The following is a 21279-nucleotide window of genomic DNA, read 5'->3' on the forward strand; positions in this document are numbered from 1 at the left end:
CCTGATCACACTCCAGCGAGCCGGCCAGCCGAGCCGTTTCCAGCTGCTGCTGCGATCCGAGGCGGACCTCCCGCCAGGCGTGGCCGACGCCCACCAGGCGGCCCAGCGCAACACCCTCCACCACCTCATCGACGTGATCGACGAGGGCATCGTCAAGGGACAGTTCCGCCCCGTCGACGCACGGACGGCCGCGCTCACCGTGGCCGGCATGTGCAACTGGGTCGCCTGGTGGTACCACCCGGACAGTGACCCCGGCACGCGAGAGGCCGAAGTGGCGGACCAACTCGCGGAACTGGCCGTGGCCATGGTGCTGCAGACGAGCCTGCGGACGCCCGACGTGCCGGGACCGAAGGCCGCCCTCACCCTGCTCCGCCAGGACCTCGACTACCTCGAGCGCACGCTCCACGAGCGAGACCGCGACGGCTCCTAGTCTCCCCCTGTCGGGATCTGGGAGTTTCGCGGTGCAGCGGCATGTTCAGAAGACATGGTGCAGCGGCCGATGCACGCTCTACCGCGGTCGAGGCTGTTGGGCGGACTCGCGCCGCGACACCCCCGGCCCCACTCCGCGAAATCGGCGCACGGAACGCCTCCCACGGGCCGGCGGCGACGCATAACCGCAGGGCGCGTCTCACCGCTCACCCGGCTCCGTTCCGCCCGTCACCGTGACTCGAACCCGAGCCCGATTCCACCTCCCGCCGGTCACGGCCGCGTTCCGCACGGCGCGGGAGGAGCGGCGCGCGTAAGGCGACGGCCGAGCTGATCCCGCACGCCGAGACCCAATGCCGCATCAGGTGACGTTCGCCCGTCGACGACTTCGCGAAGATGTCGGTCCTGGGTGTTCTCGTTCCGCCGATGTTTTGGTTGCGACCACGCGAACGACGAGCGGCTGCGAGCCGTGGTCGACAGGGCGGACGTTGCTTGATGAGGCACTGGACAACATCGAAGGCCCAGGTCTCCGACCTGGGCCTTCGTCGCGGCCGGACGCGGCACGGTAGACCGACACCGGGGAGTTGGGCTCACACCGGGCCGGACGCCTACCTCATTCGCTCGTCGCGTGGACCTTCCGCCGGCCCGCAGGTGCCGCGACCGGGCCGTCGAACAGCTCTGAGATGCGCTGCCCGGCCATCACGGCGCTGGCGCTGGTGCCACGCGACGGCACGGTCGGGAATATCGAGGTGTCAGCCACCCGCAGGCCGTCGACACCGCGTACGCGCCCATCCTGGCTCACCACGGCAAACGCGTCGTCCTCCGGGCCCATCCGGCAGGTCGACGTGGCATGGCCGGGACCGAATGCCGAGAGATGGGTCCTGATCCACCCGTCGAGCGCATCGTCGGACGTGACATCGTCTCGGCCGAGACCGATCACGCGTCCTCCGATCGCCCGCATCGGCTCCGACTCGAAAAGCTCGTGAAGAACCCGGACCACCTCGCGGTACTGGCGCATGTCGCTGTCCTCCGTCAGGAAGTTGCAGACCAGGCCGGGTGCGTGGTGCGGATCCGGCGAAGCCAGCGTCAGGCGCCCGCGGCTGTTCTGCTGCATCAGCCGCATGAACAGGAACGGGCTCCACAGCGGGTCGTCCGGATCCGCTCCGCCGGCCGGGGGCTTCATCCCGACCGAGGCGCCGGGCGTGGTGACGAACGGCATGATCTCGACGCTGCCGTCGCTGTCGCCTCCCGGGTTCTGCACCTTCCAGTGAAGGAGCGAGGTGACGATGCCCTGCCCGGGAATCCGCACCGTCGGCGCGTCGATGGCATAGGACACCACCAGATCAGGGTGGTCGTGCATCTCGGCGCCGACACCGGGCGCGTCGACGAGTACCTCGATGCCGTGCCTGCGGAGCTGCTCCGCGGGTCCGATCCCGGAAAGCATCAGGAGCTGCGGCGAGCGCAGCACGCCGGCCGAAAGGACGATCTCATCGCCGTGCAGCACCACGGGGCTGCCGTCTATCTCGGCCTCCACGCCGACAGCGCGTCGTCCGTCGAAGATCACGCGGCGAACGAACGTTTCTCCTCGGACCTCCAGGTTCGGGCGTCCGAGGTTGGGCATCAGATGGGAGATCGCGGCGCTCATCCGACGACCGTCACCTATGTTCAGCGGCAGCGGACCCACGCCCTCGGGCTGGTCGCCGTTCTTGTCGGGTTCCTCGGGGTACCCGAGGTCAAGACAGGCCCGGGTGAACGCGGACGTGAACTCCGGCGCGCGGTCGGCAGTTTCGCGCCGGATCGTCATCGGGCCGTCGGATCCGTGCAAGGGGCCCGAGAAGTCCAGGTCGGTCTCGCCGCGCTTGTACGAGGCGAGCGTCTTGTCGTACGACCACTCGTCGTTGCCCAGCGCCACCCAGCGGTCGAAATCCGCCCTGGTCGCCCGGATGAAGTACGCGGCGTTGATGGAGCCCGATCCGCCGATGAACTTGCCACGGGGAACGGCGACCTTGGCGCCGGGCGTGGATTCGGCCGGCAGTGACCAGTTGGCGGGATGGCCCGCATAGGAGGCTTCCAGATTGCTCGGATCGAGGATCGCCTCGCCGAACTCATCGATCCGCGCCGGTGCCGGGCCGGCCTCCAGCAGGAGCACCGAGCGATCGGATCGCTCGCTCAGGCGTGCGGCGAGTACGGAGCCCGCCTGACCACCACCAACGATGATCACATCATACTTCCGCGACGTTTTCGACATCTTTGTCCTTTCCGACGCTGTTGACGAGTGCGGCCGAGGGTGCGCTCGACCGACTGCCCTTGCTCAACCCCCGTGAAGAAACGGATCAGCTCTCAGTTCCCGCCAACTGCTGGAGGAAGCTGCCGAGATCGATTTCGACCCAATGCTCGGAAATCTTGCCGTCACGAATCAGGTCGACCGCTGTACCGGTCAGGACTGCCGGGCGCCCGCTCGACGGAATCCCGAAGAATTCCGACCGCTGGGTGCCTTTGATCATCCAGCGCGTCGCCACCTTGTCGCCTTCGGCGATCTGGTCGAGGATCGTCATCGAGAAGTCCGCGAAGGCCTGGAACAGGGAGCCGTCCATCTCGATCCATGCTTTGCGGTCGTAGCGACCTCCCATTGCATGGTTCTTCGCTTCCTCGGCGACGTAGCGTTCGAAGCTGGCGTCAATATCCTGCTCGTTGTAGCTTTCGTAGAACTTTTTGGCGACATCTTTCGGGCTTTGCGGCTCGGCCATGCGGGGCTCCTCATTCGAGGGTGGCGATGTGGACGCAGGAAACGGGCGCGACGGAACAGTTTTCCGGCTCGAAGAAAAGAGGTGGGAGGGATCGCTGTCGCGCTCGGTCCGGGCGGGTGTGATTCGCGGCTTCGGTCGGGCCCCTCCCTCTCCACCAGCAGAGGATCCGACCCCCTCCCGGCAGCTCGACGAAGGTAGCGAAAGTTTGACACTGTAGTCAATAACTCTGTCGGCGGCTGCAACACACCCCGACCGGCTGTTCTCGATCCGTTCGCGTCCACCGGTTCGACGAGATCGGCCGGGCCTGTCCGGACCCTCGCCGGGCGGCGCCGGGCCGGACGGCCACAGGTCACCGGAGCTCGACCGCGACGGCGTCGTACGGCGTATCGAGCGTCGGGGTGATGTCGAAGCGTCCGTCGACCAGGTAGAGACGGTCGCCGAAGTGGGCGACGGCCGAGGGAACCTCGAAGCGGGGATCGGTGATGGTGTCGCGCAGGACTGCCGTGCGCGCCCGCGCATCGATGTCGAACACGGAGACCCGGTTCAGGAAGTTCTGGACGACGTACAGCCTGTGCCCGGCCAGGAGAATGCCGCCGCCCCAGATGACGTCGTCCGCACCCTTCAGCGCGATCTCGGTGGCATGACCGGTGTCGAGATCCACGTGGTACAGCTTGCCGAGGGTGGCGTGGACGACGATCACCCCTCGGCCGTCCCGAGACGGGACGATGCCGTTGGCGTTGCAGGGCTCGGAGGCCTGCACCCAGTCGAGGGTCTCGGCAAGGAAGTCCTCCAGCGGCATGGACGCCTCGCGGTCCTGTTGGCCCAGCAGGGTCGTGCGCACACCGGGCGGGGCCACCTCGACCACCTGGACGGCGCTGTCGGCGAGCTGCATGCGCAGGCTCTCGGAGAAGGAGTGCAGCGCGGCCTTGGTTGACCGTGACGTGGTCCTCGGCGACCGGGAGTTCGGCGCGTCGATGCCCGGGTGCTCGGCCGTGATCTCGTCGAGCAGCTCCCTGCGCCGCCCGGCGACGATCACCCTGTTGGCCGCCTCGTGCAGCCGCAGGGCGAGGCCGAGCCCGATGCCGAGGTACCGCCGGTGATCAGGATCGTGTTGCCGGTCGGCTTCATGGGGCGCTCTCCTTCGGGTTGCGGGCCGCACACCGCCCCGCCGCTGCAACCGTACGAACGGCACGGGAGGGGCAGGAGAGGGCGGCTTGCCCATGGATCCGCGGTCCCCCGCTGGGCACACTTGACTCGATGGAAAAATTCTTGACATATGAGTCAAGCAGCGGTATCCATGAAACATGCCGGTGCGACGCGCCGACCATGACGCCGCTCCGACACCACGGTGGCAGCTGCGGCCATCGCCGCACTCCATCAGGCCTGACAGCCACAACCGCAATTTCCCGCAGGGCAGCGGGCCCCTGACTCTCCAGCTGCCCTGCGGGTCTCCCCCCTTCGCCTCCGGTGCCCGGGCGGAGCACCACCGAAGGAGTGTCATGCCGGTGCGGGCCGAAGAGGACGCGGAGGCTTCCCCTAGCGAGTCTGTCGGCGGTGCGCTGACGGGCGTGCGGGTACTGGAGATCGGCTCCATCGTCGCGGGCCCCTTCGCCGGAAGACTGCTGGCGGACCACGGCGCCGACGTCATCAAGATCGAGGCACCCGGACGGCCTGATCCCCTCCGCGACTGGGGGCAGCACTCCTACCGCGGGCACCGGCTGTGGTGGACCGTCCACGCACGCAACAAGCGCTGCGTCACCCTCGACCTTCGCTCCGAACGCGGACAGGGCCTGTTCCTCGACCTCGTACGCCAGGCCGACGTCGTGATCGAGAACTTCCGTCCGGGCACGCTGGAGAAGTGGAACCTCGGATACGACCGGCTGAGCGCGGCCAACCGCGGCCTCGTCCTGGCCCGGGTGTCGGGGTTCGGACAGACCGGCCCCTACCGTCACCGGCCCGGATACGCCTCGGTGGCCGAGGCCATGGGCGGGCTACGGTCGATCAACGGGTTCCCCGGACAGGCTCCGCCCAGGATGGCGGTGTCCCTCGGGGACTCGCTCGCCGGGATGTTCGCCGTGCAGGGCGTGCTCGCAGCCCTGCTCCACCGGCAGCGGACAGGGCACGGCCAGGTGGTCGACGTGGCCCTGACCGAGTCGTCCCTGGCCCTGCTGGAATCGGTGATCCCCGAGTACGACCGGCTCGGCAAGGTCCGGCAGCCCTCCGGAACGCGGCTGGACGGCATCGCCCCTTCGAACCTCTTCCGTTCCAAGGACGAGAAGTGGGTGATCGTGGCGGCCAACCAGGACACGGTCTTCCGGCGGCTGTGCGCCGCGATGGAACGCCCCGAGCTCGCCGACGACCCGCGCTTCGCCACCCACGTGGCCCGTGGGGAGCACCAGGACCTGATCGAGTCGATCGTCGCGGACTGGGTGACCGAGAGGACGGCCGACGAGGTCCTGTCCCTCCTGGAGGAGGCGGACGTCGTCGCGGGGCCGGTGTACACGGCCGCCGACATCGTCGCCGACCCCCAGTTCCGGGCCCGGGACATGCTCGTTCCCCATCACGACGAACGCCTCGGTGAGGACGTCCTCGGCCCCGGCGTCGTACCGCGGCTCACCGGCACGCCCGGCTCCGTGCGCTGGGCCGGCCCGCCGGAGCCGGGGTGGCACAACGAAGAGGTCTACGGGCAGCTCCTCTCCCTCGGGCCGGACGAGATCGCCGAGCTGCGCCGTGAAGGTGTCGTATGAACAGCCGGAACGAAGGAACCCCCGTGACGACCACGCTGCCCCTGCCGACCGCCGTCAACCTCCGGGAAGTGGGCCCGCGCGACGGTCTGCAGATCGAGCGCCCGATTCCCACGGCCCGGAAACTCCGGTTGCTGGAACTGCTCGTGAGCAGCGGACTGAAGCGCATCGAGGCCACCGCCTTCGTCTCCCCTCGTGCCGTACCCGCGATGGCGGACGCCCGCGAGGTCGCGGCCGCTCTGCACCAGTGGCCGGACGTCCATTGGTCCGCGCTGGTGGCGAGTGAAGGCGGAGCGCAACGCGCCCTGGACGCCGGGGTCCGCAACCTCGAGTACGTGGTGTCCGCCGCGGACGGCCACAGCCTCGCCAACGTCAAGCGCAAGACCGCCGAGGCGCTCGCCGGAGTCGCCCGGATCGCCGACCTGGTGCACCAGGCGGGCGGCACCTGCGAGGTCATCGTCGCCACCGCCTGGGACTGCCCCTTCGACGGCCCGACCCCGGCCGACCGCGTCCTGCACATCGCGCGTGAGTCGGTGTCCCAGGGGGCCGACACGCTGTGCCTGGCCGACACGATCGGGACAGCCACACCGCGCCGTGTCGTTCAACTCATCGAGGACGTAAGGGAGATCGCCCCCGGCATCCCGGTCGGCCTGCACATGCACAACACCCGTGGCGCCGGACTCGCGGGAATCCTGGCGGCGATGCAGATCGGCGTCGTCGACATCGACGCGTCCGTCGGCGGGCTGGGCGGCTGCCCGTTCGCGCCGGGGGCCAGCGGCAATGTGCCGACCGAGGAACTCGTCTACCTCTGCGAGGACATGGGTGTGGCCACGGGCGCCGACCTCGACGTCCTCGTCGAAGCGGCGCGGTTCGCCCAGGAGGCCGTCGGCCGGCCGCTGCCCAGCGGCGTGCTCAAGGCGGGCGGAAGGCCGCTGACGAGCCCCGCCTGACGCGCTGCCCCAGAACCGAACAGCGAACAGAGAGCACACAGGTGGAGGAACCCGCCGACCGGGTTCAGCGCTCTTGCGTGTCCGCCGCAACCTGCCGTGAGGAACGAGGATCAGATGCAACAGGCCGTACTCGTCGCCGGGGCCCGCACGCCGATCGGCCGTCTGCTCGGGGCGTTGGCCGAGTTCGGCGCGCCCGAGCTCGGTGCGCTCGCGATCCGGGAGGCGCTCGGTCGTGCGCGGCTGACCGGGGCGGACGTCGACGCCGTCATCATGGGCAACGTGGTCCAGGCGGGCGTCGGCCCGAATCCGGCCCGGCTGGCCGCCGTACGCGGCGGTGTCCCGATGTCGGTGCCCGCGATGACGGTGAACAAACTGTGTCTGTCCGGGCTCGCCGCCGTCGCGCAGGCGGCCCAGCTCGTCGCGCTGGGCCGGCACGAGGTCGTGGTGGCCGGCGGTATGGAGTCGATGACCGGTGCCCCGCATCTGGTGGCCGGTGCCCGGCGGGGCTTCAAGTACGGCGGTGCGCCGTTCCAGGACGCCTTGGACGTGGACGCGCTCACCTGCGGCTTCGACGGGGTTCCCATGGGTGCCGCGACCGAGCGGTACCAGGCGGGTCTCGGGATCTCGCGCGCCGAGCAGGACGAGTTCGCGGCGGAGTCGCACGCGCGGGCGGCACAGGCGCAGAAGGCCGGTTTCCTGGCCGAGGAGATCGTCCCGGTCGCGGTCACCCACAAGGGCGGCGAGTTCGTCGTGGAGCACGACGAGGGCATTCGCCCCGACGCATCGCTCGACCAACTCGCCCGGCTGCGGCCGGCGTTCTCCAAGGACGGCACGATCACCGCCGGATCGGCCTCGCAGCTGTCCGACGGAGCCTGTGCCGTCGTCGTGATGAGCAGGGAACGGGCCGAGCGGGACGGGCTGCCGTGGCTCGCCGAGATCGGGGGCTACGGGACGGTCGCGGGACCGGACCCGTCCCTGCTGCACCAACCGGCGAACGCGATCGAGGACGCCCTGCGCCGTGACGGCGCGGTATCCCTCGCGGATCTGGACCTGATCGAGATCAACGAGGCGTTCGCCGGGGTCGCTCTCGCCTCGATGCGCAGCCTCGGGGTGTCCGCCGACCGGGTCAACGTCAATGGCGGCGCCATTTCCCTGGGCCACCCGGTGGGCATGAGCGGTGCCCGCCTGGTGCTGTCCCTCGCCCTGGAGCTGCGGCGCCGGGGCGGCGGAACCGGAGCCGCCGCGCTGTGCGGAGGCGGCGGCCAGGGCGATGCGCTCGTGATCCGCGTACCGGAGGGGGAAACCCGATGACCAGCGAGCTGCACAAGCCGGTCAACCCGGTCCGTTTCGTCACCGCGGCCAGTCTGTTCGACGGTCATGACGCCGCGATCAACATCATGCGGCGCATCCTGCAGTCCCAGGGCGCCGAGGTGATTCACCTGGGCCACAACCGGTCGGTGCAGGAAGTCGCCGACGCGGCCGTCCAGGAGGACGTCCAAGGGATCGCGATCAGTGCCTACCAGGGCGGGCACGTCGAGTACTTCACCTATCTCGTCGAACTCCTCGCCGAGCGCGGCGCTTCGCACATCAAGGTGTTCGGCGGCGGGGGCGGCGTCATCGTCCCGGAGGAGATCGAACTGCTGCACTCCCGCGGTGTGGCACAGATCTTCTCACCGGCCGACGGGCAGCGCATGGGGCTGACCTCGATGATCAACTCGATGATCGAGCGGTGCGACACCTCGTTGGCCGATCCGGACTCGGTGTCGCTGGAAACGCTCTTCACGGGCAGCACGGACGCCCTGGCCAGGGCGATCACGGTGATCGAGGCGGGGAAGACACCGCAGGCGATGCGGGTCGCAGTCAACGCCGAGGCAGCCTCCCGGCCGGTCCCCGTGCTGGGCATCACCGGCACCGGCGGATCGGGCAAGTCATCACTGACCGACGAGCTGGTACGGCGGTTCAGGCTGGACCAGCAGGACAAGCTGCGGATCGCCGTGCTCGCCATCGACCCCACCCGGCGCCGCGGCGGTGGCGCTCTGCTGGGCGACCGGATCCGGATGAACTCCCTCGACGGTGACCGGGTCTTCTTCCGGTCGATGGCAACTCGCCGGGCCGGCGCGGAGGTTCCGGACGGCCTGGCCGACGCGATAGCGGCGTGCAAGGCGGCGGGAGCCGACCTGGTGATCGTGGAGACACCCGGTATCGGGCAGGGTGACGGGGCGATCGTGCCCTTCGTGGATCTGTCGCTGTACGTGATGACGCCGGAGTTCGGCGCGGCCTCGCAGCTCGAGAAGATCGACATGCTCGACATGGCCGACGCCGTGGCGATCAACAAGTTCGAGCGGCGCGGCGCCGAGGACGCGCGGCGGGACGTGGCCCGCCAACTGGTGCGCAACCGGGAGGCGTTCGGCGTCTCCTGGGAGGAGATGCCGGTCTTCGGGACGAGTGCGGCCACCTTCAACGACGAGGGTGTGACCGCGCTGTACCACCATCTGGTGAAGCGCCTGTCCGAGCACGGCCTCACGGCGGACGCCCCGCTGCTGCCCGTCCCGGCCGGCAAGACGTCGGCATCGGCGCACACGATCGTGCCGGCGTCACGGTCGCGCTATCTGTCGGAGATCACCGAGACGGTTCGCGGCTACCACACCAGGACCGAGTCCCAGGTCGAGGCCGTGCGCAGGCACACCCGCCTGTCCGCCGTGCGGCGGGAGCTCCAGGCGGCGGGCGCTTCGATCACGGACATCGAGCGGCTGGAGGCCGAAGCTCAGCGTGCTGTCGACCGCGACAGCGAGCAGCAGCTCGCCGACTGGCCGGCGACCGTCGAGCGGTACTCCGGCGACGAGCTGGTCTTCACCGTGCGCGACCGGGAGATCCGCACGCCGCTGACCCGCGAGACACTCTCCGGCAACAAGGTCCCCCGGGTGGCACTGCCGCACCACGACGAGCCCGGCGCTCTGCTGCGTTTCCTGCGCAAGGAGAACCTGCCCGGCCGATTCCCCTTCACCGCCGGCGTGTTCCCGTTCAAGCGGGAGGGCGAGGACCCGACCCGCATGTTCGCCGGTGAGGGCGACGCCTTCCGGACGAACCGCCGGTTCAAGTACCTGTCCGGAGGCCAGCCGGCCACCCGCCTCTCGACCGCGTTCGACTCCGTCACCCTGTACGGACGCGACCCGGACACCCCGCCGGACATCTACGGCAAGGTCGGCACCTCCGGGGTGTCGATCGCGACGCTCGACGACATGAAGGCGCTGTACGACGGCTTCGATCTGACGGCGCCGAGCACGTCGGTGTCGATGACCATCAACGGTCCCGCGCCGACGATCCTCGCGTTCTTCCTGAACACGGTGATCGAACAGAACGTCGAGAAGTTCACGGCGGAACACGGACGGCAGCCGGACGAAGCCGAACGCGCCGAGCTGACGGGCTGGGCGCTGGCGAACGTGCGCGGCACGGTGCAGGCCGACATCCTCAAGGAGGACCAGGGCCAGAACACCTGCATCTTCTCCACGGAGTTCAGCCTGCGCATGATGGCGGACATCCAGGAGTGGTTCATCGAACACCAGGTCCGCAACTTCTACTCGGTGTCGATCTCCGGCTACCACATCGCCGAGGCCGGCGCGAACCCCATCAGCCAGCTCGCGTTCACCCTGGCCAACGGGTTCACCTACGTGGAGTCGTACCTGGCACGCGGCATGCGCATCGACGACTTCGCCCCGAACCTGTCGTTCTTCTTCTCCAACGGCATGGACGCCGAGTACTCGGTCATGGGCCGGGTGGCACGCCGCATCTGGTCGATCGCCATGCGGGACCGCTACGGCGCGGACGAGCGGTCGCAGAAGCTCAAGTACCACGTCCAGACCTCCGGGCGTTCTCTGCACGCCCAGGAGATGGACTTCAACGACATCCGTACGACCCTGCAGGCGCTGTGCGCGCTGTACGACAACGCCAACTCCCTGCACACCAACGCCTACGACGAGGCGGTCACGACGCCCACCGAGTCCTCGGTCCGGCGCGCCATGGCGATCCAGTTGATCATCAGCAAGGAGTGGGGGCTGTCCCAGAACGAGAACCCCTTGCAGGGTTCGTTCGTCATCGACGAGCTCACGGACCTGGTCGAAGAGGCCGTTCTCGCGGAGTTCGACCGCATCACGGAGCGCGGCGGGGTGCTGGGCGCGATGGAGACGGGCTACCAACGCGGCCGCATCCAGGACGAGTCGATGCTCTACGAGCAGCGCAAGCACGACGGCTCGCTGCCGCTCATCGGCGTCAACACCTTCCTGCCCCAGGACGCCGGGGCCGAGCCGGTGACGATCGAACTCGCCCGTGCCACCGAGGACGAGAAGCGCTCACAGGTCGAGCGCTCCCGCGGGTACGCCGAGGCGCACCGGGAGGACGCCGAACTCGCCCTCAAGCGGCTCCAGGCGGCCGCCTCGACCGGCGAGAACATGTTCGCGGTCCTCATGGACGCCGCGAAGGTCTGCACGCTGGGCCAGATCACCCAGGCCTTCTTCGAGGTCGGCGGCCAGTACCGCCGCAACATCTGAGCGGGGGAACAGCCGTGAACGACATCAAGAGGGTCGGGGTCGTCGGGGCGGGCCTGATGGGCTCGGGCATCGCCGAGGTCTGCGCACGGTCCGGGCTCGACGTCCTGGTCACCGAGGCGAACGCCGACGCACTGCACGCGGGTCGGCAGCGGATCACCGCCTCCCTGGACCGGGCACTGCGGTCCGGCAGACTGACCGAGACCGACCGGGACGCGGCGCTGGCGCGTATGGCGTTCTCGACGGACATCGGCGACCTCGCCGACCAGGAGATCGTGATCGAGGCCGTCGCCGAGGACGAACGGATCAAGACGGACGTCTTCGCCACGCTGGACAAGACGGTGAGGGCCTCGGACGCGATCCTGGCGTCCAACACGTCGTCCATCCCCATCATGAAGCTGGCCATGGCGACGGAGCGGCCCGCCCAGGTGATCGGCGTCCATTTCTTCAACCCCGTACCGGTGCTGAAGCTGGTCGAGGTGATCCCGTCCCAGCTGACCGGTGAGGAGACACAGGCACGCGCCGAGGCGTTCGCCTCCGGACAACTGGGCAAGACCGTGGTGCACTCCCCCGACCGCGCCGGCTTCGTGGTGAACGCCCTGCTGATCCCCTACCTGCTGTCCGCCATCCGGATGCTGGAGGCCGGGGTGGCCACGGCCGGGGACATCGACAACGGCATGGTCCTCGGCTGCGCCCACCCCATGGGCCCGCTGGCCCTGACCGACCTGATCGGCCTGGACACCACCAAGGCCATCGCCGAGTCGATGTACGAGGAGTTCAAGGAGCCGCTGTACGCCCCGCCTCCGCTGCTCCTGCGACTGGTGGAGGCCGGGCTGCTGGGCAGGAAGACCGGGCGCGGGTTCCACGAATACGCCCGCTGACTCCCCGGTGAGCGGGCCGCCTGAAACCGCACGGACGAACGCCGAGAGCGGCTCGACACTCTCAGAGGGTTGACGCCTGCGTCATTGGTCAAAGGACAGGAGCCCGACTTCGCGTGGTGGGCCGTGACCGAGACGGAGACGGGCGAGGGGAAGCTGTACCTGGCACCGGTCGTCGGCCTGGTCGTGCCCGTACCGCACCGCCCGCCCCACACCGTGACACCGTCGGCGGTCGCTAATATCGGGACCATGACGGAACGCTCGGGGAATGCCGCAGAGGGTGCCACGCCGGAAAGCCGGGGCCGGGGACGGTCCAAGAGCGCCGCGGGACGTCGCTCCCCGAAACAGGCGGCGGACAACTCGACGCGTCCGACGGCGCGGCGGGAACTGGTCGAGAGCGAGATCTTCGAGCAGGCGTCCCGTCTCTTCGCGGAGCGAGGCTTCGCCGGTACGAACCTGCGGGACATCGCCGAGGCCATGGGGGTCACCCGGCCCGCCCTCTACTACTACGTGAAGAGCAAGGAAGATCTCCTCGCCAAGCTCGTGGCCCAGATGACCGAGGGTCCCGCCGCGGAGATCGAGGCACTCGCCAAGGACGACTCCCTCGATCCGGCCACGAAGCTGCGCCGCATCGCCCACCTGATCGCGTTCCAGCGGGCCACCCAGCCCAGCCGGTTCCAGCTGCTGCTCCGGTCCGAGGCCGACCTGCCGCCGGCCGCCGCGAAGGCACACACCACCGGCATGCGCGCCGCCCTGACGGGCCTCATGCACGTGATGGAGGAGGGCGTCCTGAAGGGCCAGTTCCGGCCCGTGGACGCCCGGTCGACCGCGCTCGCCGTGGCGGGGATGTGCAACTGGGTGGCCTGGTGGCATCACCCGGGCGACACCCACCACACGGACGCGGAAGTCGCCGAGCAGGTGTCCGACCTGGCAGTGGCCATGGTGATCCAGCCGGACGACCGGACTCCGGAGATCTCCGGGCCGAAGGCCGCGCTGGCCCTGCTCCGGCAGGACCTCGACTATCTGGAGCGGATCCTCGACGCCTGACGCCGCGGGCGTCAGCGTCCCGAACGGCGCGCCCTCCGTCGTCCAGCGGTCCGCTGCCGCGCACCCATCCTGGTTGCCGCCACGTAGACCGCGCGACGGACATGGCCGGCGCAGACCGCAGCGGGGTGCACGGAACGCACTCCGGCGACAGCCTGGACTCGGGAGTGCTTGCCGCACTCACATGCGGAGTGCGCTCTCCAGTTACCGTGCTCGATCGCGGACCACGCTTCGGCCACGGAGACGAGTCGGCCGGTGTCCGTGGCGAACGGCCTGTGCCCGAGCCCTGGTCATGACGGCCTGCCGGTTCCCGCCCCGGCCGCTTCGGGGACGGTGCTGATCGGCGCCGGGTCGTCGGGGAGCTGCCAGTTGCCGCCGCGGTCCTCCTTCGAAAGGCGCGCGGCGAGGTCGGGGATGTGGAGGAAGCAGGCGAGAGCGGTGGTGGCCTGGAAGGCTTCGATCGCGCGCCGGGTCATCGGCATGCCCAGGCGAAGGAGGCGCGGGTTCACTTCGGCCTGGATCTCGTTGACGAAGGGGCGCAGCACGCTGTCGTAGTTCGCCAGTGCGGTCGGCAGGTCATCCGGGTGCCGGTTGATTTCACCGGCCAGGACGTGGGCGCCGACCAGGCCGCCGGAGATGCCCATGCCGCTGTAGGGGGAGGCGCAGTGCGCGGCGTCGCCGGCCAGAACCACGCGGCCCCTGGACCAGGTTCCGGTGCGCACCTGGACGACCTCCTGGGAGTAGAAGAACGGGCTCGTCCTCATGCCCTCGATGAAGCGTTCGGTCTGCCATCCGGCGTCGCGGAACCTGCCGGCCCAGAACTCCTGCTGGCGCTCGACGGGTGCGCGGTGGATCGCCGAGGCCTCCTCGGACTCCTCCCGCATCACGAAGTACGCCTGGGTCTCGGTCGGGTTGTGGCTGCGGCGCATGATCTGACGGCCGCCCGGGACCATGTAGGTGTCCCGGATGTTGCTGTCGGACGCGATGCGTGGGACGAACCAGTAGGCCATGTGGATACCGACGCGCCAGTACGGGTCGAAGCCCTCCGGGAGGATCGCCCGCCGGATGCGCGATCCCTGCCCGTCCGCGCCGACCAGTAGGTCGAATTCGCCGGAGGAGCCGTCGGAGAAGTGCGCGACGACCCTGTTTGCGTCCTGCTCGAAGCCGTCCACGCTCTTGCCGTAGACGTATTCGGTGTCGTCCTTCGTCGCGTCGTTCAGGATGCGCACCAGGTCACCGCGCATGATCTCGTACTCGGACGTGAGGGTCTGGCGGCCCTGGCCGGAGGTATTGGCCATGATCGTCGCTCTGGCCTTGCCGCGGCCGTCGACGAACGCGACGCCCGCCTCGTCCACGAGCCTGCCGCGGACGGCGTCGAGAAGACCCATCCGCTCGACGGCCTCGATGCCCTGCCCCCGGAGATCGACCTGTGCCCCGGTGGCCCGAAGCGCCGGGAAGCGTTCGACGACGGTCACCCGGTGGCCGCCCCGAACGAGCCAGAAGGCCAGAGCCTGACCCGCGACCCCGCCACCGGCGACGAGGACCCGCAGGGACCGCGTTCGCGAACTTGTTTTCATGTCCACGCCCCAGAATCTATCGGTGAATGATTCCTTTTCAGAGTCATCTATCAGCGATAGATTGTCAACGTGACCAAGATGAACCGTGAGACCGTCATCACCGAGGCGCTCGGACTGCTCGACGAGGTCGGACTGGACAGCGTCAGTACGAGGCGGCTGGCGAAACGACTGGGAGTCGAGCAGCCGTCGCTCTACTGGTATTTCCGCACCAAGAAGGACCTCCTCGCCGCCATGGCGGAGGCGGCGATGGCACCCCATGCGACGGCACCGCTGCCGACGCCCGACGACGACTGGCGCGACTGGTTCCTGGACAACACCCGCAGCTTCAGACGGACCCTGCTGATGCGCCGGGACGGGGCACGGCTCCACGCCGGCAGCACCCCCACCAGCGACCTCGACCGGATCCGCCACAAGATGGACTTCCTCGTCGCCTCCGGCGTACCCGAGCGGGACGCGCAGATGGCGATGCTGGCCGCCGGCCGCTTCACGGTCGGCAGCGTCCTGGAAGAGCAGGCGGACACCGGGACCGGCAACGGCACGGAGCGACCGGCCGACATGCCGGTGATCGATCACGAGTGGGCGTTCGAGGCGGGCCTGACCCTCATTGTGGACGGCCTGGCGCACCGCGCCGAGGCACAGGAGGCACCTGTCGGCAAAGGATCGAACCCGGGGTGACGCTCGAGGGTGCCGGCCAGGGGCGGCCCGCAGACGGTGGGGCGCGACACCCGGCCACTCGGCGCGCAGGCCGGCGGGCACACAGCCAGGGCCGACTGCTCCCGAGCCTCATGCCGGTTGGCCGCGCATTGTGTGCCTGTTAGGCAAGCAGACGGGCCCCGACCTGCGCCACGGGTCGGACGTGATCGCACCCCGCCTGCTGTCGGCGACTCTCTGGTCAGCTCCCCACATTTTCGAGCAGCTCGGAGCCCATGGGGACACCGTCGTCGGACGGCCGGGCGAGGACAGGGCCGTCCCACCGGTCGGGGGCCGGCACCGGATCGATCTGCACGCGGGCACGGTAGTCACGGGCGGCCGTGAGGCAGCTCCGCAGCACGAGCAGGGCGGCCGGATCGACGGCGCCGAGCATGACACTCCAGGTGCGGGTCCCCGGGTCGAAGGACGTCAGCGGGTTGAGCAGTTTCCGCTGCTTCTCCAGGTGCGCGACGGAGGGCGGGGCGCTGATGGTGACCCTCAGGACCCATCCGCCGGGTTCGGACCGCCCCAGGCCCCCTTCGGGCTGCTCCCTGGAGACGACCTCGCCGATCCTGCCGCCGGCGACCCTGAGCGCACGGCCGGCCGACGGGGCGGACGGGCGGGGAACGGCCGGAGCACCGGACCACTCTCGCTGAACTCCACTGAGAGCCCTCATGGTAAGTCCCATCGCTAAGCTTTGACTTTGTGCTCGATCAGTAGACAAATGGATCCCGAGCTGCACAAGTTGTCCTTTCAGGATTGAGCATTCTGCTCAAAACCGCATGGGAGAAGAGGTCTCGGATTGAACACCGTGAACAGCGAGCGGACCCTCGACATGACCGACGCCCGGATCCTGCTCGCCCTGACAACGGACCCGCGCGCCACGGTCGTCGCCCTGGCCGAACGCCTGGGGCTGTCCCGCAACACGGTCCAGGCGCGGCTGGGGAGGATGGAGCAGGGCGATGCGCTCGGCTCCTTCGAACGCCGTATCACCACCAAGGCGTTGGGGTATCCGCTCACCGCGTTCGTCACCGCGCGGGTGGACCAGCACAGGCTGGCGGAGGTGTCCGAGGAGCTGGGCGCGATCAACGAGGTCGTGGAGGTCTTCGGACTCAGCGGCGAGACCGACCTGCTCGTACGTGTCGTGGCCGCCGACGCCGAGGACCTGTACCGGATCGCCGGGCGTATCCTCGCCATCCCCGCCATCGAGCGCACCACGACGGCCCTGGCCATGCGTGAACTGGTCCCCCACCGACTGACCCCGCTACTGCTGCGGCGCGCCGCCGGAGACAAGGGGGCGCAGGGCGGTCGGTGATCTCCGAGCCCGGGGAACGAAGCGCGCAAGAAGCAACATTCCGTGCCATGTTCACACACTCTCCGCGAATGAGGCTCGGAAGGGGCGATCGGAGCCTATTGATAGCGATCGAAACTCTCGTATAGTGACTCCCGGTTGATCAATGACTACAGACTTCTGTGCACAATTTGCCCTCCAGGCTGACACAAGAGCCGCGTTTCGTGCGGCTCCCCAAGGATCTGAGCGATGACCGCGCGCGACTCTTCTGACGACCGATCCACCATTCGTTCACTGCTTCCTCTGCCACTGCTGACCGCTGCGCTTGCTGCGCTCGCCGTCCTATGGGCAGTCACTTCCGCACCTGCCTCAGCACAGACGACCCTGGGCTGGGGCGGTGCCACCGCCGCGGTCCTGCTCTGCGCGGCCGTCACAATTGCCGCGCACGCCCGGCGATCCGCACGAGTCACTCGGCTGGCGCTGCGGACGATGACAGCCGAAGCCGAGCGGGCCGGCCGGGAGCGGGACCTCCAAGCCGGACAATGGCGCCGCGAACACCAGCGGCACACCGACACCGCCGCCCACGAACGGGCCCGGCTTGCCGAGGACTTCGCACGGGAGCGCGCTGTGCGCGCCAAGGAGGCAGAGGCCGAACGGGCCCGGCTCTCGGCGGAGATACGCAGCCTCTCCGAGCAACTCGCCCGCGCGGTCGACGAGCGTGACACCGCCGTCGCCGCCACCGCCAACGCGGCGGCCCGCATGCAGGCCCTGGCCACCGGCATTCTGGCCGATCTACGTGCGATGGAGGAGCGGCACAGCGAGGAGGACGTCCTCGCCGACCTGCTGCACCTGGACCACCGCACCGCGCAGGCCGGCCGCCTCGCGGACTCCATCGCCGTGCTCAGCGGCGCGCGTTCGGGGCGCCGCTGGGCGCGTCCCATCTCCATGGAGTCGGTCCTGCGCGGTGCCATGGGCCGGATCAGCGGCTACCAGCGCATCCGCCTGCACTCCGTCAGCGATGTCGCGGTGGCCGGACACGCGGCCGAGGGAGTGATGCACGCGCTCGCCGAACTGCTCGACAACGCCGCCAACTTCTCGCCCCCCAACGCCGAAGTGCACGTCTACGTCGAGGAAGTGCCCGCCGGGGCCATCGTCTCGGTGGAGGACAGCGGGCTCGTCATGAGCGACATTCAGCTGCACCGCGCCGAACAGGCCGTGTCCGGCGCCGTGACCGGATTCGGCGGACTCACCGGCACCCGGCTCGGCTTGGCCGTCGTCGGACGTCTGTCTCACAAGCACGGTATGAAGGTGTCCTTCCGGCCCTCTGCCCGGGGCGGCACCGGGGTGCTCATTCTCATTCCCCAGGACATCCTCACCGCAGCGCCGTCCCCGGTACGGCTTCCGGCGGACCCCCGCCCGCACATCGCCCCGACCCGCGCCCCGAGCGCGGAGCACGGCACTCCCGCGTCCCTCGCACATGACACGTCCGCGGTACGGGCCCAGGAAGACGCCGACGCCGCCCCGCCGGCAGGCGGCCTGCCCAAGCGGCGGCGCGGCCGTACGCTGGCCGCCGCCGAGAGCGCGCGGGCCGCACAGGGCGCCCCGCGTCCCACGGCCCCGCCCGAGGACATCCGCGCCCGCGCCAGCCGCTTCGGCGCCTTCCGCCAGGCGGTCCGCACGGCCGGCCCGGCGGAGCGCACCGGCGGGCACCCGGCGCCGGCCGACACCGACGACCCGCACACCACGCCGTCTCCCCGCACACAGACGGTCCCCGCTCCCTCGCACCCGGAAGGCGACCCCACCTCATGACCGGCACGACCACCGCCGACGAGAAGCTCTCTTGGCTCATTGAAGGTCTCCTGGAACGCACCCCCGGTGCCCGGCACGCCCTCGTGCTCTCCCGCGACGGACTGAGGCTGTGCCGTACCCCGGAACTGACCGTCGACCAGGCCGACCAGCTCGCCGCCATCGCCGCCGGCATCCAGTCGCTGTCGCACGGCGCCTCGGTCGAGTTCGGTGACGGGAGCGGGGGTGTGCGCTCCTCGATGACCGAGTTCTACGGCGGCACGCTGTTCATCGTGGAGGCCGGAGAAGGCGCGCACCTGGCCGTGGTCACCGACGACGAGGCCGAACCCGGCCTCGTCGGGCACAACATGAGCGAGCTGGTGGAACAGCTTGGGGAGCATCTGACGGCCCAGCCTCGTACGGCATGAAACGGCCCGGCCGGGACGACGCCCCCGACCGGCTGTACACCCTCACCCAGGGACGCAGCCGGTCCGGGCCCGACAGTCCCTTCGACCTGGTGACGCTGGTGGTGGCCGAGAGCGACGCAACCCCCGGCATGCAGTCCGAGCACGCGGCGATCCTCGGACTGGCGAAGGCACCCACCGCCGTGGTGGAACTCGCCGCCGAACTGGGACTTCCCGTGAGCATCACCAAGATCCTGCTGTCCGACCTGCTTGCCGCGGGCCGGGTCAGTGCCCGCCATCCCCGCAGCTCGGTCCTTCCCGACCCCGACATCCTGGAACAGGTGCTCGTTGGACTCCGTAACCTCTGAGGCACGCACCCCCCTGGGTGCCTCCGCCGACAACGGTCTGAAGATCGTCGTCGTGGGCGGCTTCGGTGTCGGAAAGACGACCATGGTCCGCTCGGTCAGCGAGATCCGTCCCCTCAACACCGAGGAGACGATGACGAGTGCCGGTGAGACGGTCGACGACATCAGCGAGATACGCGGGAAGACCGCGACCACCGTGGCCTTCGACTTCGGCCGGATCACCCTCGACGCGCGCAACGTGCTGTACCTGTTCGGCGCGCCCGGCCAGGAACGCTTCTGGTTCCTGTGGGACCGGCTGTTCTCCGGCACTCTCGGCGCGGTCGTCCTGGTCGACACCCGGCGTATCGGTGACTCCTGGTACGCGATCGACCGGCTGGAGCGCCACGGTACGCCGTTCGTCGTGGCCTGCAACGACTTCGGCGGCCCCCACCACTCCCACGAGGAGGTCCGCGAGGCCCTCGACCTCGACCCGCAGGTGCCGCTGATCGACTGCGACGCCCGCTCCCGGGAGTCCAGCAGGCAGGTCCTCATCACCCTCGTGGAGTACGTCCAGAGCCGGTACGCCGGGCAGACGGCCCACACTGTCACGTCACCACGGGAGTTCGCGTGAACACCGACGCCGTTCCGCTCAGCGGGCCGCGCTTCCAGAACGAACCCGCCCGGCTGTACCGGGAGATGCGCGCGGAGCACGGTGCCGTCACGCCCGTCCTGCTGGACGGCGACGTCCCGGGCTGGCTCGTCCTCGGCTACCGCGAACTGCACCAGGTCACGGGCGACCCCGTCCTGTTCAGCCGTGACTCGGAACTGTGGAACCAGTGGGACACCATCCCCGGTGACTGGCCGCTGCTGCCGATGATCGGACGCAGACAGCCGTCGATCCTCTACACGGTCGGCGAGCGGCACCGCGAACGCGCCGCCATGATCAGCAATGCGCTGGAGGCGAGCGACGCCACTCAACTCCGCCGCCACGCCGAGCGGTTCGCCGACGAGCTGATCGACGCGGTCTGCGCCAAGGGAACAGCCGACCTCATCGGCCAGTACGCCATGCTGCTGCCCGTACGTGTGCTGGCACGGCTGTACGGCTTCTCCGACGAGGAGGGTCCGAGCCTGGTCGCCGCGCTGAACGATGTGGTCGACGGCCGGGAGGGCGCGCTCGCCGGCCAGCGCCATATCGCCGCCTCCATGACCGAGTTGCTCGCCGCCCGCCGGGTCGCGCCCGCCGACGACGTGGTCTCCCGCATGCTGGCCGACCCCCGCGGCTTCACCGACGAGGAGATCGCCCAGGACCTGATCGTGATGCTGGGGGCCGGGCACCAGCCCACCGCCGCCTGGATCGGCAACTCGCTGCGGCTGATGCTCACCGACGCCCGTTTCGCCGCCTCCCTCTTCGGCGGACGCAACAGCGTCGCGGAGGCCATGAACGAGGTGCTCTGGGAGGACACACCCACCTCGAACTTCGCCGGCCGCTGGGCCTCCCGGGACACCCACCTCGGCGGGCAGAACATCCGGGCCGGCGATCTGCTCATCCTCGGCCTCCAGGCCGCCAACTCCGACCCCCAGGTGCGTCCCGTCGGCGACGACCTCAGCGTCGGCAACAACGCCCACTTCTCCTTCGGCCACGGTGAGCACCGCTGTCCGTTCCCGGCCCAGGAGATTGCCGAGGTGATCGCCCGGACAGGCGTCGGGGTCGTCCTGGACCGACTGCCCGACATCGACCTCGCCGTCCCCGCAGAGTCCCTGAGCTGGCGCCCCTCGCCCTGGCTGCGAGGGCTGACGGAACTGCCCGTGCGGTTCACGCCGACCCCCGCTCTGGGCGGCAACTGATCCGGACGCCCTC

Annotated in this window: 19 protein-coding genes; 14 read left to right on the forward strand and 5 right to left on the reverse strand. The window is 69.5% G+C overall.

What is annotated here, in order from left to right:
• Positions 1 to 430, forward strand: a 430-nt coding sequence (locus ABT057_RS00005) for a TetR-type transcription factor C-terminal domain-containing protein (protein WP_502973729.1), incomplete at its 5' end; no start/stop codon positions are given.
• A gap of 609 nt (positions 431 to 1039) precedes the next feature.
• On the opposite strand, the gene mftG is transcribed toward ABT057_RS00005, so the two are convergent.
• From mftG to ABT057_RS00020, 3 genes are all read right to left on the reverse strand, one after another.
• Entirely contained in the window at positions 1040 to 2674 is a 1635-nt protein-coding gene (gene mftG, locus ABT057_RS00010; RefSeq protein WP_352339758.1) for a mycofactocin dehydrogenase MftG, read from the reverse strand.
• An 85-nt stretch (positions 2675 to 2759) separates the two neighbouring features.
• Positions 2760 to 3173 (reverse strand): ester cyclase, encoded by a 414-nt coding sequence (locus ABT057_RS00015; RefSeq protein WP_352339760.1) that lies wholly within the window; start codon positions 3171 to 3173, stop codon positions 2760 to 2762.
• A 349-nt stretch (positions 3174 to 3522) separates the two neighbouring features.
• Complete coding sequence (locus ABT057_RS00020; RefSeq protein ID WP_352339762.1) at positions 3523 to 4395, reverse strand: hypothetical protein; 873 nt, start codon at positions 4393 to 4395, stop codon at positions 3523 to 3525.
• A gap of 277 nt (positions 4396 to 4672) precedes the next feature.
• On the opposite strand from ABT057_RS00020, the gene ABT057_RS00025 reads away from it, so the two are divergent.
• From ABT057_RS00025 to ABT057_RS00050, 6 genes are all read left to right on the forward strand, one after another.
• Complete coding sequence (locus ABT057_RS00025) at positions 4673 to 5920, forward strand: CaiB/BaiF CoA transferase family protein (RefSeq protein WP_352339764.1); 1248 nt, start codon at positions 4673 to 4675, stop codon at positions 5918 to 5920.
• 23 nt (positions 5921 to 5943) lie between these two features.
• Positions 5944 to 6867 (forward strand): hydroxymethylglutaryl-CoA lyase, encoded by a 924-nt coding sequence (locus ABT057_RS00030; RefSeq protein ID WP_352339766.1) that lies wholly within the window; start codon positions 5944 to 5946, stop codon positions 6865 to 6867.
• Between the two features lie 114 nt (positions 6868 to 6981).
• The gene (locus ABT057_RS00035; RefSeq protein ID WP_352339768.1) at positions 6982 to 8178 is read left to right on the forward strand and encodes an acetyl-CoA C-acyltransferase; all 1197 of its coding nucleotides are present in this window, start codon (positions 6982 to 6984) and stop codon (positions 8176 to 8178) included.
• Entirely contained in the window at positions 8175 to 11411 is a 3237-nt protein-coding gene (icmF, locus tag ABT057_RS00040; RefSeq protein ID WP_352339770.1) for a fused isobutyryl-CoA mutase/GTPase IcmF, read from the forward strand. Before ABT057_RS00035 ends, icmF begins: the two co-directional genes overlap by 4 nt.
• A 14-nt stretch (positions 11412 to 11425) precedes the next feature.
• Positions 11426 to 12289 carry a 3-hydroxybutyryl-CoA dehydrogenase gene (locus ABT057_RS00045; protein ID WP_352339772.1) on the forward strand — a complete coding sequence of 288 codons (864 nt, stop codon included), beginning with the start codon at positions 11426 to 11428 and terminating at the stop codon, positions 12287 to 12289.
• 123 nt (positions 12290 to 12412) lie between these two features.
• Positions 12413 to 13333 carry a TetR/AcrR family transcriptional regulator gene (locus ABT057_RS00050; RefSeq protein WP_352339774.1) on the forward strand — a complete coding sequence of 307 codons (921 nt, stop codon included), beginning with the start codon at positions 12413 to 12415 and terminating at the stop codon, positions 13331 to 13333.
• A gap of 287 nt (positions 13334 to 13620) precedes the next feature.
• Here ABT057_RS00050 and ABT057_RS00055 read toward each other — a convergent pair whose 3' ends face one another.
• The gene (locus tag ABT057_RS00055) at positions 13621 to 14907 is read right to left on the reverse strand and encodes an FAD-dependent monooxygenase (RefSeq protein ID WP_352340569.1); all 1287 of its coding nucleotides are present in this window, start codon (positions 14905 to 14907) and stop codon (positions 13621 to 13623) included.
• Between the two features lie 78 nt (positions 14908 to 14985).
• Here ABT057_RS00055 and ABT057_RS00060 point away from each other — a divergent pair, with 78 nt between their 5' ends.
• Positions 14986 to 15582, forward strand: a complete 597-nt coding sequence (locus ABT057_RS00060; RefSeq protein ID WP_352340570.1) for a TetR/AcrR family transcriptional regulator C-terminal domain-containing protein — start codon at positions 14986 to 14988, stop codon at positions 15580 to 15582.
• 217 nt (positions 15583 to 15799) lie between these two features.
• On the opposite strand, the gene ABT057_RS00065 is transcribed toward ABT057_RS00060, so the two are convergent.
• A complete protein-coding gene (locus tag ABT057_RS00065; RefSeq protein WP_352339776.1) occupies positions 15800 to 16273 on the reverse strand; it encodes a hypothetical protein in 474 nt (157 codons plus the stop codon).
• 135 nt (positions 16274 to 16408) lie between these two features.
• Between ABT057_RS00065 and ABT057_RS00070 the strand changes: the two genes are divergently transcribed.
• The 6 genes from ABT057_RS00070 to ABT057_RS00095 all read left to right on the forward strand — a co-directional run bounded on the left by ABT057_RS00070 (position 16409) and on the right by ABT057_RS00095 (position 21266).
• Entirely contained in the window at positions 16409 to 16912 is a 504-nt protein-coding gene (locus tag ABT057_RS00070) for an Lrp/AsnC family transcriptional regulator (RefSeq protein ID WP_502973757.1), read from the forward strand.
• A 225-nt stretch (positions 16913 to 17137) separates the two neighbouring features.
• Positions 17138 to 18697 carry a sensor histidine kinase gene (locus ABT057_RS00075; RefSeq protein ID WP_502973731.1) on the forward strand — a complete coding sequence of 520 codons (1560 nt, stop codon included), beginning with the start codon at positions 17138 to 17140 and terminating at the stop codon, positions 18695 to 18697.
• Positions 18694 to 19101 carry a roadblock/LC7 domain-containing protein gene (locus ABT057_RS00080; protein ID WP_352339780.1) on the forward strand — a complete coding sequence of 136 codons (408 nt, stop codon included), beginning with the start codon at positions 18694 to 18696 and terminating at the stop codon, positions 19099 to 19101. Before ABT057_RS00075 ends, ABT057_RS00080 begins: the two co-directional genes overlap by 4 nt.
• A complete protein-coding gene (locus ABT057_RS00085) occupies positions 19098 to 19445 on the forward strand; it encodes a DUF742 domain-containing protein (RefSeq protein WP_352339782.1) in 348 nt (115 codons plus the stop codon). Before ABT057_RS00080 ends, ABT057_RS00085 begins: the two co-directional genes overlap by 4 nt.
• Positions 19426 to 20052: a GTP-binding protein gene (locus tag ABT057_RS00090; protein ID WP_502973732.1), complete on the forward strand. Its 627-nt coding sequence runs from the start codon at positions 19426 to 19428 to the stop codon at positions 20050 to 20052. The genes ABT057_RS00085 and ABT057_RS00090 overlap by 20 nt, the downstream gene beginning before the upstream one ends.
• Positions 20049 to 21266: a cytochrome P450 gene (locus tag ABT057_RS00095; protein WP_352339784.1), complete on the forward strand. Its 1218-nt coding sequence runs from the start codon at positions 20049 to 20051 to the stop codon at positions 21264 to 21266. Before ABT057_RS00090 ends, ABT057_RS00095 begins: the two co-directional genes overlap by 4 nt.
• Positions 21267 to 21279: the final 13 nt, after the last annotated feature.

Origin of the sequence: Streptomyces sp. NPDC002588, assembly GCF_040295925.1 — a bacterium.
Taxonomy (GTDB): Bacteria; Actinomycetota; Actinomycetes; order Streptomycetales; family Streptomycetaceae; genus Streptomyces.